Raw genomic sequence first — 12855 nt, 5'->3', positions numbered from 1 at the left:
AGCGCGCGACGCCGGGCTCAGACAGTGACCTGCGTTCCCATCTCGACCACGCGCCCGGTCGGAATCTGGAAGAAATCCGTGGCGTCATTGGCGGATTTCGCCAGGCTGATGAAGATCCGGTCCTGCCAGAGCGGCATGCCCGAATGCGGTGAGGGACGGATCGACCGGCGCGAGACGAAGAACGACGTCGACATGATGTCGAACTTGAAGCCCTGCTTGCGCAAGACGGCAAGGCCCCGCGGCAGGTTGGGCGTCTCCATGTAGCCGTAGACCATCTCGACCCGCCAGAAGGCTTCGCCGATCTTTTCGATCCGCAGCCGCGCCTCGTCGCCGACGCGGGGCGCATCCTCCGTCCTGACGGTCAGGATCACGTTCTTCTCGTGCAGGATCTTGTTGTGCTTCAGGTTGTGCATGAGGGCCGAGGGCGCGTGATCGGGGTCGGCGGTGAGGAAGATCGCTGTGCCCTTCACATGATGGGGCGGACTTTTCTCCAGCATGGCGATGAGGTCGCTCAGGCCGACGTCGATCTTGCTGCTCTTCTCCATGAGAATCCGTGTTCCGCGCCGCCATGTCATCATGACGATGACGAGCGCGGTCCCGACCAGGAGCGGCATCCAGCCTCCCTGGGGAATCTTCAGCGCGTTCGCGCCCAGGAAGATCAGGTCAAGGAGAAGAAATGGCAGGACCACGACCGCCGCCGTCCAGAACCGCCACTTCCAGAACTTCCATGCGACAAAGAACGCCATGATGGCGGTGACGACCATCGTGCCGGTAACGGCGATGCCGTAGGCGTGCGCCAGCGCGCTTGAACTTTTGAACGTGACGACAAGAAACAGGACCGCAACGAGAAGAAGGGCATTCACCCGTGGGACATAGATCTGCCCCTTCTCCTTGTCCGAGGTCCAGCGAATCTCCATGCGCGGCAGCAGGCCGAGCTGAATGGCCTGCTGGGTGAGCGAAAACGCCCCGGTGATGACGGCCTGGCTGGCGATCACCGTGGCGATGGCAGCCATGCAGACCATCGGCAGAAGGGCCCATTCGGGATAGAGCAGGAAGAACGGATTCTCGATCTTGCCGGGATCGGCCAGGATCAGCGCACCCTGGCCGAGATAGTTCAGGGCCAGGCACGGCAGCACGAGCACAAGCCATGCGATCTGGATCGGCCGGCGTCCGAAATGGCCCATATCGGCGTAGAGCGCTTCCGCGCCGGTGACAGACAGGAACACCGCCCCCAGGGCGATCAAGCCCGCGGTGCCGTGATGGGTGAGGAACGAGATGCCGTAGGTGGGACTGAAGGCCGCCAGGATCCCGGGCGCATCGGCGATGTGATGCAGACCGCCCACGGCCATCACCACGAACCACACCGCCATGATCGGACCGAACCACATGGCCACGCGTGCCGTGCCGTGGCTTTGAACCATGAAGAGGCCGACCAGGATCACGATGCTGATGGGAAGGATGTAGGGATCGAGCGATGGGGTGACGAGTTTGAGGCCTTCCACGGCCGAGAGAACCGAGATAGCCGGCGTAATGATGGCGTCGCCATAGAAGAGGGCGGCACCCGCGGCGCCGAGGAGCGTGATCACGGCCACATTGTGGCCCATGGCCTTCTGGGCCAAGGCCATGAGGGTCAAGGTTCCGCCTTCGCCGTTGTTGTCCGCACGAAGGATGAACAGAACATACTTCACTGTGACGATGACGATGAGAGCCCAGAGGATCAGCGAGACAATCCCGAAGACCATCTCGACAGTCGGCTCACCGCCGCCAGCGGCGGCCGCCAGGGATTCCTTGAGCGCGTAAAGCGGGCTTGTGCCGATGTCGCCGTAGACCACCCCAAGGGAGCCGAGCGTCAGCGTCCAGAACCGTGATCGGTCCGGCGCCGGGACCGGTTGGGCCGGGGTCGTGGTTTCAGCCCGTTCATGGGCGATCGCGGTCATGTGCGTAAATCCCATCCGCCGCCTGCTTCGCCCTGTTGAAAGGTCCGGTCGGATATCACGAGTTTGCCCTGCCGGCTGCTTTTTGCCGATCGAGGCGGGTAAAGGCGATGACGTTGCTGGAGGCGATCCCCTCAGCCTTGTTCAGTTGCGCTTGGACAAGACCTCCGAGGAGAGCAAGCGCCAGGTCCGCATGCTGATACTCCGCCACGGCGTCGAACCAGTTGATGGCCACGCTTTCCACATTGATCGAGCAGCACCATAGCGCATCGTCGCGTGAAAGCCGATGGACGGCCCAGTCCGGCAACTCCCAGGCGATGAGCCAGAATCCGAGGTCGATCCATGCCTGAGCATCGACAAACTGCTGGATGGTCTCTCGTGCTGCCGGTGAGGCGAAGAGGCGCGGACACGCCCCCTCCATCACCGCCCCTACCAGATCCGCGTTCGCAGCCGGGGCCGCGATGAGGCGGGCAAGCAAAGTGTCGAGTTTTTCCGCGATCGCCGATCGTCGCATCTGAGCCGCCGCAAGATCCTGTGTCATCCGAACGCCGCCCTAGGCGGGGCACCGTATTCTCGAAGTCAGATCTGAAGCCTTGCGCGTAAGAAATCGATGGGGCGGCCGGCGCGGCGATATAAGAATCTCATAAGGATCCGCACCCAAGGGCCAAGGCAGATCCTGACATGGGTGCCACTTATGCGCCGGCTTTGACTGCCGATGGAGGATTGCAGGCCCGGCACTTGCACCCGACCGGCTTGATGAATTCCTCGAAGTAGCTCTTGCCGTAATTGAAGGTGATCTCATCCTCTGGCCGGATGCGCTTCTTCGAGCGTATGAGAATGCGGCCGCGCGATATCACGGGCTCGGCGTTTGGACGACACGAATGGTTGATGTAGCGCGCCGTGTTCCAGCGCGGAGACCCGTCAATGGTCCAGCGACTGTTCAGCTCGAAAAGATAGCGTGTGTTGCGAAACAGATGGACATCCTTGTTCGGAACGCGATTGCCGGTGTACTCGACAATGAACGCACCTTTCTCGATGACTGCCGTGGCGAACAGCCCGAGGCCCGTCTGTGACCTTCTCACTCGGAAGGGGTTCTCACGCGTATCGTCTTTCACAGGGTCTCTATGCTCCTCGTTGGGCGCGGATGGATGCGTCCCAATTATCTGATCGGGCGCGTTCCGAAAAGAGTGCCAACCGCGGTCGTGTGACGCTTCGCACCTCTCGGGGAATGACGCCCGGAAGCAAGGTGCGTTCCACGTCGGGCGCGACATCGCTCTCCGGCCGATCATTTGAACGGACAGTCACGGTCGCGCTGACAATTGATCTGACACCAATTGACTGGACGGCTCGCGTGATAGGGTAGACCATAAGGAGCGCTTCCGAATGCTCCCGCTTCATGGGGCAGGGGGCGAGACGATACCCCGCAAGGGGTGGAATGCGGACATTGCGAGGAATGGCTTGTGTTCAGACGCATCCTCATCGGACTGGTCGGCGTCCTGATCGTTGGGGTCGGAGCCTTTGCGATGTTGTCATGGCGCTCGGCCATTGCGCCGGTTGCGAGGCCATCCCCCGCCGGATTTGCGCCGGATCTCGTCGCGCGCGGCGAAGTGCTTGCCGGGGCCGGCTATTGCGCCACCTGCCATACAGCACAGGGTGGAAAACCGTATGCCGGCGGCTATCCGATGCGCACGGCGTTCGGCACCATCTATTCAACCAACATCACGCCTGATCCCGAAACCGGGATTGGCTCCTGGTCTGAGGCGGCCTTCCAGCGCGCGATGCAGCAGGGCGTGGCGCGGGATGGCTCGCACCTCTTCCCGGCCTTTCCCTACGACCATTTCACAAAGTTGACTGACGCTGATGTCGCGGCGCTCTACGCGTATTTCATCACCCGTCCAGCCGTGCGGGCGACGCCCCCCGCCAACACGCTTCCGTTCCCGCTGAACATTCGGGCCCTGCAGGCCGGATGGAAGTTGCTGTTCTTCCGCGACGGACCCTTGACGCCCGATCCAATCAAAGGCGCCGAGTGGAATCGTGGGGCCTATCTTGCGGAAGGCATCAGCCATTGCGGCGCGTGCCATACGCCGCGCAATTCGCTCGGTGCCGAGGAACGTGGGAAGCCCTATGCGGGTGCGGCCATCGATAACTGGATTGCGCCGCCTCTGACCAAAGCCAATCCGTCGCCGGTGCCCTGGAGCCGGGACGAGTTGTATGCCTATCTGCGCAGCGGCGTGTCGCAGCACCACGGAACAGCCGTAGGACCGATGTCCCCGGTCGTTCACGATGGACTCCGAAAGTTGCCTGACGAGGACATTCGCGCGCTGGCCATCTATCTGGCGGATGTCGCAGGCTCCGATGCGCGCCTCGCCGAGATCAAACCCGCGATCGAGCGCGCTCTTGCGGCGGATCGCGCCGGTGCCGGAGCCCAGACGGACCCGGCAGCCCGGCTCTACAATGCGGCCTGCGCGTCCTGCCATTACAACGGAGGCGATGCGGTAAATGCGCTCCGCCCCGAACTTGCGCTCAACAGCGCCGTGACTTTGTCTGATCCCACCAACCTCATCCGGGTCATCCTCTATGGCGTCACCGCGCCCGAGGGTGCGCCCGGCGTCGTGATGCCTGGATTTGCCGCGGGGTTCAGCGATGCGGATATCGCACGGATCGCCGGCTATCTGCGCTCAACGCGGACGAGCGGCCCCGCGTGGCCCGATCTCGATAAAGCCGTGGCGACGATCCGCGCGCAGGGCAACCACGAGTAGGGCCGGCACCATGTCAGGAGCAACGCAGCCATGACCAGCTTCACGATCAACGGCCGCGCCGTGACGGTCGATGTTGAGGACGATACGCCCCTCCTCTGGGTGATCCGCGACGAGATTGGCCTGACCGGGACAAAGTTCGGATGCGGCATCGGCATGTGCGGCGTGTGCACCGTGCATGTGGGGGGCCGGGCGACACGGTCCTGCATCACGTCGGTCGCTGCGGTCGCGGGCGCTGCCGTCACCACCATCGAGGGACTTGATCCTGCCGGCGCGCACCCCGTCCAACAGGCATGGCTCGCCCTGCAGGTGCCCCAATGCGGGTATTGCCAGTCCGGGCAGATCATGCAGGCGGCGGCGTTGCTCAAGGATTTTCCCAAGCCAACCGATCAGGACATCGACGCGGTGATGTCGGGCAATCTGTGCCGTTGCATGACCTATGTGCGCATTCGTGCGGCCATCAAGCAGGCAGCGTCCGTGTTGGGAAGCGATGCGACACATGGCTAGGTTTCACAATTCCGACGCCCTGTCACAGGCGCTGACGCGCCGGGGCTTTCTCGTTACAAGTGTCGGGGCGAGCCTCGCCTTCGGCTTCCCCAGCGCGGCGGAGGCCGCGATGGACCCGGCCACGCCCGACGGGATTCCCCCGGCGCCTGCCGGCCCGGCCTTCGAACCGACGCTCTGGTTTGCGATGGACGGCGACGGGATGGTCACGGTCAACATAATCCGCGCCGAGATGGGCCAGCATGTCGGCACCGCGCTCGCCCGCATTCTGGCCGACGAACTGGAAGTCCCGTGGGACAAGGTCCGTATCACCCATGTGGATACCGACCCAAAATGGGGCCTGATGGTCACCGGCGGCAGCTGGTCCGTGTGGCAGACATGGCCACTCTTCAGCCGAGCCGGGGCGGCAGGCCGATTGGCGTTGATCGAGGAAGGCGCCCGGCTGATGGCGGTCTCACCCGAGGGATGCCGCGCCGAGGGCGGCGCTGTCGTCGCCGGAGACCAGTCGATCGCGTACGGCGAAATCGTCCGGCGCGGCACGCTGACACGCCGCTATTCTCCCGAGGAGATCGCCAAGCTGCCGATCAAGCCGGCGTCCGAGCGGCGCCTTGTCGGCCGTCCGGTCGCGGCTCTCGACATCCCGACGAAGATCAACGGCACTGCGCGCTACGGGATCGATGCGAAGGTCGACGGCATGGTCTATGGCCGTCCCAAACTGCCGCCCACGCGCAACGGGTCGAAGGTCAGTGCAATCGACGACTCGGCCGCGCGGAACGTGAAGGGTTACCTGCGCAGCATTCCGCTCGAGGATCCGTCCGACACAGTGCCCGGCTGGGTGATGGTCGTCGCCGAAACCTACCCGGCAGCCATCCGCGCGGCCGACCTCGTCAAGGTCACATGGGTCGCGGGCCCCGGTGCCGCCGTATCGGAGAAGGACCTTCAGGATCACGGGACGAAGCTGATTGCGCAACCGGATGCGGGCGCGGTGCTCGATACCGGTGGGGGTGATACGCAGGCTGCGTTTCGCGCCGCGCAATCCAGTCTCGAGCAGACATACACCACCGCTACCGTTCTCCACTTTCAGCTTGAACCCGTGAACGCGCTCGCCTTCGAGAAAGATGGCCTGTTCGAGATCCACACCGGCAATCAATGGCAAAGCCTGATCATGCCGACCCTCGCCAAGGCGCTCGGCCGGCCCGAGACGAGCATTGTCATGCGCACCTATCTCATCGGCGGCGGTTTCGGGCGCCGCCTGAACGGCGATTACGCCGTCCCGGCAGCGCTGACCGCCAAAGCGCTGGGTCGCCCGGTCAAGATGGTTCTCACCCGGGCCGACGATGCGCAATTCGATTCTGTCCGCTCGCCGTCCGTCCAAACTCTGCGCATGTGCTTCGACAAGACCGGCGAAGTGACGGCCATGGAGCATCACGCAGCCGCAGGCTGGCCGACGCAGGTCATGGCGCCGTTCTTCATGCCGAAGGGACTAGGCGGCGCGCCCTATGATCCGTTCGCCATCGCGGGCGCCGATCACTGGTACGCGGTGGGAGCCCAAAAGGTGAGGGCGATTTCCAATGATCTGGCCAATGCCACGTTCCGTCCAGGATGGCTGCGCTCCGTCGGGCCCGGTTGGACCAATTGGGCGCTGGAAAGCTTCATCGATGAGGCCGCCCATCACATCAAGGCGGATCCTGTCGCCTTTCGCCTCAAGCTGCTGACGGGCGCGGGACGCAATGCAGGATCAGCGCCCAGTGCTGTCGGCGGAGCCCGCCGACAGGCGGAGGTCGTACGACGGGCCGCAGCGGCCGCGGGGTGGGGAAGCGCGCTCCCGCCCGACACGGGATTGGGTCTTGCCACGAGCTTCGGGCAGGAACGCGACATGCCGACCTGGGTCGCCTGCGCGGCTCGCGTCCACGTGGATCGAAAGACGGGCGTCGTGCGCGTCGAAAAGCTGACGCTTGTGACCGATGCGGGCACGGTCGTGGATCCCGACGGCGCGCGCGCCCAGACAGAGGGCGCGGCCCTCTGGGGCCTGAGCATGGCGCTGCACGAGGGCACGGCCTTTGAAAAGGGTCTTGTGAAGGATACCAACCTCGACACTTACACGCCGTTGCGCATCAGCGACGTGCCAGAGTTGGATATCCAGTTCGTGGACAGCACCGAGGATCCTGTCGGCCTCGGCGAGCCGGCGACAACGGTTGTGGCTCCGGCCATCGCCAACGCCATCTTCGCGGCCGTCGGGGCACGGTTGCGCCACATTCCCATCACGCCCGAGGCGGTGCGCGGCGCGCTGCCCAAGGGCTGATCAGGGACCCGGTCGCGATCCGATCAGATGTCGAGCAGGGTCTCGAGGTCGAGTGTCGATCTCACCCCGATATCGCTGCGGTGCGCACGCATAAAAGCGTCCGCTGACTTTCGTCCCTCGTCGCGAAGGTACGCGAGAAAGTCCCACTCGGCATTCATCTTCGACGAGTAGCCAAGATCGTTCATGGCCGCGTTGGCAATGCGATGGACGCGCATCCGCCCCCAGAGAGCGCCTTCGCAGACCCCGGGATTGGCGACCTCGCGCAGGACGGCGATCATCCGCAGCTCCTTCAGAAGCGTCGCGTTGAACGACACCTCGTTGACCCGGTTGACGATCTCCCGTGCGGTCCGTGGTGTGCCGGTCCGCTCCACGGGGTTGATCTGGACCAGGATCGTGTCGTCGGCCGCGCAGTCGCGGACGAGGGGCGTGATGGTCGGATTGCCCGCATAACCCCCATCCCAATAGGGTTCGCCGTCGATTTCGACGGCCTGGAACATGAACGGCAGGCAAGCGGATGCCAGCAGCACGTCGGGCGTGACCTCGTGATTCTCGAAGATTCGTCCCTGCCCGGTGCGCACATTCGTCGCGGTGACGAACAACCGGATCGGAGCCTTGGCGAGTCGATCGAAGTCCACGCAATCCGACAGGATTTCAGTGAGCGGGTTCGATCCCAGCGGATTGAGGTCGTAGGGCGAGATCAGGCGGCCGGCGATATCGAGCGCTACGAAAGCCGGCGACGCATCGAGCGTCCAGCGCCCCATCAGGATGTCGATCGGTCCGCGTCGGAAGGGGCTGAAGCGGGCAGCATCCGACACGCGGGTCCAGAACGCCTCGAGTGCTGATCTGGCGCCCTCGCGCCCCCCGGCCGCATAGCCGTCGATGAGGACAGCCGCGTTCATCGCGCCGGCGGAGGTGCCGGAAATCCCCTCGATCTCGATCATCGGCTCCTCGAGCAACCGGTCGAGCACACCCCAGGTAAAAGCGCCATGGGCACCGCCGCCCTGAAGGGCGAGGTCGACCATCAGGGGCTTGTTGTTTGCTTCAGATTGGGAGATTGGCGCCGACATCCTGGTCTACCCTCTGGGATTGAGGCCTTGCATCGTTGCGCACAAGCGCGTGGATGAACTCTAACTTGTCGATCACCTCAGGCGAAAGGATAAACGGATAGACGTCCGGCTGTCCCATGGTCTGATTGAGACTGTTGAGCGCGAAGGTCAGCGGAAGCCATGTGTCGATCAACGCCCGAATATCGCCGGGCCCGTAAGGATCGGCTTCGAACACCGCTTCGAGATTTCGCGCGCCCGCGATGCGCGGCCTGACGCTTAATCCGAACGAGGCTGCCATTTCGAGCGTGTCGACAATGTGGAGATAGTGCGCCCAGGTTTCGGCGAAATCCTCCCAAGGGTGCGAGGTCGCGTAGGCACTGACGAAGCTCTGCTGCCAATTGGGCTGAGGACCTTCCTCGTAGTGCCGCAGCAGCGCGGCGCCGTAATCGTCCCGCTCGTCGCCGAAGAGGGCGCGAAAGCTCTGCAGGTGGTCCGAATCCCGTACGAGAAGGTCCCAGTAGTGATGACCCACCTCATGGCGGAAATGTCCAAGCAGGGTGCGGTAGGGTTCGCCCATTTCGGTGCGGCGACGCTCGCGTTCGGCGTCGTCAGCCTCCTTGAGCGCGATGGTGATGACGCCGTTGTCGTGGCCGGTCATCGCGGCCGGTCCATCATCCGCGAGAAAGTCGAAGATCAATCCGTGCTCGCGATCCTGGCCGCGCGTGGAAAGCGGCAAGTCCAGTCGTAAAAGCGTATAGATCAACCGATGCTTGGCGGCTTCGATCTTGCGCCACGCCAGCAGATTGGCCGGCGTCGACAGATTGGGGATGATGCCGTTATGCCGGCAGGCCATGCAGAAGATCTCGGAACTGTCGGCCGGGACAAGCCAGTTGCACACATCATCATCCGCATTGGCGCAGAAGATAAAGTGGCGATCGGGATCAGCCTTGGCCACCCAGGTTTCGCTGCGGGGCTCAAGCGCCGACAACAGATTCTGCTCGGGTATGTAGCCGAGGCGATGGCCGCAGCGTTCGCATTTGCGGTTCTCGAAATAGAGCAACTGGCCGCAATTCTGGCACTCAAACAGCTTCATCGAAAACTCTCATGACGTGACCAAAGCCTCGCCGAAGCGGGGCCGAAGGTCGTGACCAGCCGTCACGCTGACGGCGGGGGTTCGGCAATACGGGGAGCCTGGTGAGAACGTGCGACGGGCTGGCAGGTTCATCCGGTTCCGCGATTTTCGCGAGGCTAGGGCTCATATCCTCGCGACAGATAGGGCGCATCGTCTCCTGCTCTGCAGGCTGTGTCGCCCGGACAAATGCCGCAGCCGCGAAACGGTCGAGGGTGCAGAGGATGCTTCCGATGGGGGATTGACAACAGAACGGCGTCAGGGAACATTGCGTTTCTAATAATAAAAAGACGTTTCATTATTTGAAACAACCAGGGCCGGAACGATCGAGATGGATGACGCTAAGGGGCTCAAACCTCGACAAGGAACGTCGACACTGGACCTCGCGCTTCGGCTCGTCGAACACTTGTCCTATCAGACGCAGGCCACATCGCTCGGCGCCATCGCCAAAGCCTTTTCGGCCTCCAAGGCAACGGTCTACCGCCACCTCCACACGCTCACCCAGCACGGCTTCGTGCGACAGGATCCTGCAACCGGCCACTACGATATCGGAGTCAAGCTGCTCGTGCTCGGCGAGGCGTGCCGGCGTCGGTTCGACGTGGTCCGGGCAGCCCATCACGAATTGATGATCCTTCGCGACAAAACCGGGCAGGCAGTCACGATCTGCGCCCTTCTCGACCGCGAGGTCGTCGTCCTTGAACTGATCCAGGGCTTGAGTGTCATCGAATTCGGCACGCGTCCCGGCACGCGGCTGGATCTGCACGCCAGCGCTCACGGCAAAACGTGGCTCGCCTTCGGTCCGGCCAACCTCGGCGACGAGCTTCGCAAGCAGCCGCTGAAGCCGTGGACGCCCGAAACCCACACCGACGTGGATGCTCTCATGCGGGAGATCGAGGCCATTCGAGGGCGTGGCTGGTCGACCGCGCCGGACGAGGTGATCACCGGCGTCAACACGCTCGCCGCCCCCGTTTTCGATCACGCCAACGCACTCGTCGGCACCATCGCCATAGTGGGACCGACGCAATTCATCCCAGCGCATCCGAAACCCGATCAGGTCCATGACGTGGTCGAAACAGCCAAACGGATCTCGCAATCTCTCGGCTGGAGGCAATGACACCATGACCTACTCGCTTGCCGTCGATATCGGCGGAACCTTCACCGACATCGTCCTGCGCAATTCGGATGGCAGTCTCACCGTCGACAAGACCCTGACGACGCATGACGATCTGCTCGAGGGGTTTTTCGGCGGTGTGGCAGCCGTGATGAAAAAGGCCGGGGTTTCGCCGGACGATATCGACGGCGTTGTGGTTCACGCAACCACGGTCGTCACCAACGCGCTCATCGAGCGCAAGGGCAAGCCCACGGCGCTCGTCGTCACCGAGGGATTTCGCGACGTGCTCGTCATCCGCAACGAGCATCGCTATGAGATGTACGACCCGCAGATCGAGTTTCCCGAGCCCCTGGTCTCCCGCGACCTGACATTCGGGATCGCCGAGCGCACGTTGGCGGATGGAACCATCGTTCTCACACCCGACCCGAAGGACATCACGGCGATTGCCGCCGATTTGAAGGCCAGCGGGGCTCACGCCGTAGCGATCTGTTTCCTCAACAGCTTTACCAATCCGGCGAACGAGCGTGCGGTTGCCAAGGGGTTGGCCGACCTGCTGCCGGGCGTGTTCATCTGCACCTCCGCCGAGGTGGCGCCGCAGATCCGTGAATATCCGCGCGCATCGACCACCACCGTCAACGCCTACACGATGCCGATCTCACAGCCCTATCTGCGTCGACTCACCGAGCGTCTGGCTTCTGAAGGCTTCAGCAATACGCCGCTCATCATGCTCAGCTCCGGTGGCGTCGTGGCGGCCGAGACGGCCGGCCGCAATCCGGTTCGCATGATTGAGAGCGGCCCGGCGGCTGGCGCTCTTGCGGCGTGTCACTACGCGGAGATTCTCGGCATCGACCGCCTGATGTCGTTCGATATGGGCGGCACGACCGCCAAAGCCTGTCTCATCGAAAACCGTGAGCCGCTGGTGACCGGCCTGTTCGAGGTCGACCGGCGCTATCGGTTCAAGGAAGGCAGTGGCCTCCCCGTAACGGTGCCGTCCATCGACATGATCGAGATCGGTGCGGGCGGCGGCAGTATCGCCCATGTGGACGCGCTGGGGTTGCTGAAGGTGGGTCCAGAGAGTGCGGGCTCCAATCCCGGCCCGGCCTGCTATGGGCGGGGCGGCACGAAGGCGACGGTGACCGATGCGGATCTCGCGCTCGGCCTTATCGATGCGGAGAACTTCCTGGGCGGCGACATGCCGCTCGACCGCGCGGCGACAACCGCGGCCATCCAGCGGCTATCGGACGATCTTTCCATCTCGCCGGTTCAGGTGGCGCGCGGGATTTTCCGTGTCGTTACCGAAGCGATGGCGTCGGCTGCGCGGACCCATGCGACCGACCGCGGCCTCGATTATCGCGGCCTGCCGCTCTTCGCCTTCGGCGGCGCCGGCCCGCTGCACGCCTGCGAGGTTGCCTCCCTGTTGCAAAGCTCCAGCGTGATCGTGCCGCCGCGCTCGAGCGTGCTGTCATCGTTCGGAACACTTGTGACGCCGGTGCGCCTGGACCTGGTCCGCTCCGACCTGACGCGGATCGACGCGCTCGACATGACCCGGGTCGGCCGCATTCTCGACGACCTCACAGGCGAGGCGTCGACGGCGCTGCGCGAGGCGGGTTGTGCGCCGTCCGACGTCACGCTGATCTTTGGCGCGGAGATGCGCTATTTCGGCCAGCAGCACGAGGTCAGCGTCACGTTCAATGGCGACCCGCGCGAGACCGAGAACCAGGCCTCGATCGCGACGCTGTTCGAGGATCTCTACCGCAAGCTCTACGGGGTCAATCCGTCGCATGTGCCCATCGAGCTCGTGAGCTGGCGCGTCACCGCGCGCGGTCCGCTCATCCCCTTCCACGTTGCCGGCCAACCGGCGAGCATCGAGGGCAAGCCCAAGAACCATCGCAAGGTGCACGCGTGGAGCGACGACCAGGATGTCCCGGTCTATGATCGGTCGTCGCTTGCGGTCGGCCAGACCATTCGTGGCCCGGCGATCATCGAAGAACGTGAAACGACGACGGCGCTGCCCCCTGACTGGTCCGGAACCATCGATCAGTTCGGCTGCATCATCGCGACGAAAGGTTAGTG

At 63.7% G+C, this 12855-nt stretch carries 10 protein-coding genes; 5 read left to right on the top strand and 5 right to left on the bottom strand.

All coding sequences use genetic code 11. The annotated features are described in order from the left end of the window. Nucleotides 1-17: 17 nt before the first annotated feature. The 3 genes from J4G32_RS06185 to J4G32_RS06175 all read right to left on the bottom strand — a co-directional run bounded on the left by J4G32_RS06185 (nt 18) and on the right by J4G32_RS06175 (nt 3016). Nucleotides 18-1937, bottom strand: coding sequence for a potassium transporter Kup (locus J4G32_RS06185; protein ID WP_210485228.1), 1920 nt, complete (start codon nt 1935-1937; stop codon nt 18-20). Nucleotides 1938-1992: 55 nt separating this feature from the next. After that, nucleotides 1993-2475 (bottom strand): hypothetical protein, encoded by a 483-nt coding sequence (locus J4G32_RS06180; RefSeq protein ID WP_210485227.1) that lies wholly within the window; start codon nt 2473-2475, stop codon nt 1993-1995. A 151-nt stretch (nt 2476-2626) separates the two neighbouring features. Beyond that, on the bottom strand, nt 2627-3016 hold the full coding sequence (locus J4G32_RS06175) for an SET domain-containing protein (RefSeq protein ID WP_210485226.1): 390 nt from the start codon (nt 3014-3016) through the stop codon (nt 2627-2629). 378 nt (nt 3017-3394) lie between these two features. Between J4G32_RS06175 and J4G32_RS06170 the strand changes: the two genes are divergently transcribed. The 3 genes from J4G32_RS06170 to J4G32_RS06160 are packed head-to-tail and all read left to right on the top strand — an operon-like array spanning nt 3395 to nt 7496. Continuing rightward, complete coding sequence (locus J4G32_RS06170; protein WP_210485225.1) at nt 3395-4693, top strand: cytochrome c; 1299 nt, start codon at nt 3395-3397, stop codon at nt 4691-4693. 30 nt (nt 4694-4723) lie between these two features. Further along, entirely contained in the window at nt 4724-5197 is a 474-nt protein-coding gene (locus J4G32_RS06165) for a (2Fe-2S)-binding protein (RefSeq protein WP_210485224.1), read from the top strand. Then, nucleotides 5190-7496, top strand: coding sequence for a xanthine dehydrogenase family protein molybdopterin-binding subunit (locus J4G32_RS06160; RefSeq protein ID WP_246504780.1), 2307 nt, complete (start codon nt 5190-5192; stop codon nt 7494-7496). Before J4G32_RS06165 ends, J4G32_RS06160 begins: the two co-directional genes overlap by 8 nt. A 23-nt stretch (nt 7497-7519) precedes the next feature. On the opposite strand, the gene J4G32_RS06155 is transcribed toward J4G32_RS06160, so the two are convergent. Together J4G32_RS06155 and J4G32_RS06150 are read right to left on the bottom strand one after the other, a co-directional pair. Further along, a complete protein-coding gene (locus tag J4G32_RS06155) occupies nt 7520-8518 on the bottom strand; it encodes a patatin-like phospholipase family protein (RefSeq protein ID WP_246504779.1) in 999 nt (332 codons plus the stop codon). A 19-nt stretch (nt 8519-8537) separates the two neighbouring features. Then, nucleotides 8538-9635, bottom strand: a complete 1098-nt coding sequence (locus J4G32_RS06150; protein WP_210485221.1) for a zinc-binding metallopeptidase family protein — start codon at nt 9633-9635, stop codon at nt 8538-8540. 367 nt (nt 9636-10002) lie between these two features. Between J4G32_RS06150 and J4G32_RS06145 the strand changes: the two genes are divergently transcribed. Together J4G32_RS06145 and J4G32_RS06140 are read left to right on the top strand one after the other, a co-directional pair. Further along, a complete protein-coding gene (locus J4G32_RS06145) occupies nt 10003-10785 on the top strand; it encodes an IclR family transcriptional regulator (protein WP_210485220.1) in 783 nt (260 codons plus the stop codon). 4 nt (nt 10786-10789) lie between these two features. Continuing rightward, nucleotides 10790-12853, top strand: coding sequence for a hydantoinase/oxoprolinase family protein (locus J4G32_RS06140; protein WP_210485219.1), 2064 nt, complete (start codon nt 10790-10792; stop codon nt 12851-12853). The last annotated feature ends 2 nt before the right edge of the window (nt 12854-12855 follow it).

It is taken from the genome of Microvirga antarctica (assembly GCF_017921815.1).
Classification (GTDB): Bacteria; Pseudomonadota; Alphaproteobacteria; order Rhizobiales; family Beijerinckiaceae; genus Microvirga; species Microvirga antarctica.
This window is presented reverse-complemented; position numbering and strand designations above follow the sequence as displayed.

Coding starts and splice junctions, on each gene's coding strand:
- J4G32_RS06185 (WP_210485228.1), bottom strand. CDS start 1,937: ATGACCGCGATCGCCCATGAACGGGCTGAAACCACGACCCCGGCCCAA.
- J4G32_RS06180 (WP_210485227.1), bottom strand. CDS start 2,475: ATGACACAGGATCTTGCGGCGGCTCAGATGCGACGATCGGCGATCGCG.
- J4G32_RS06165 (WP_210485224.1), top strand. CDS start 4,724: ATGACCAGCTTCACGATCAACGGCCGCGCCGTGACGGTCGATGTTGAG.
- J4G32_RS06160 (WP_246504780.1), top strand. CDS start 5,190: ATGGCTAGGTTTCACAATTCCGACGCCCTGTCACAGGCGCTGACGCGC.
- J4G32_RS06155 (WP_246504779.1), bottom strand. CDS start 8,518: ATGGTCGACCTCGCCCTTCAGGGCGGCGGTGCCCATGGCGCTTTTACC.
- J4G32_RS06150 (WP_210485221.1), bottom strand. CDS start 9,635: ATGAAGCTGTTTGAGTGCCAGAATTGCGGCCAGTTGCTCTATTTCGAG.
- J4G32_RS06145 (WP_210485220.1), top strand. CDS start 10,003: ATGGATGACGCTAAGGGGCTCAAACCTCGACAAGGAACGTCGACACTG.
- J4G32_RS06140 (WP_210485219.1), top strand. CDS start 10,790: ATGACCTACTCGCTTGCCGTCGATATCGGCGGAACCTTCACCGACATC.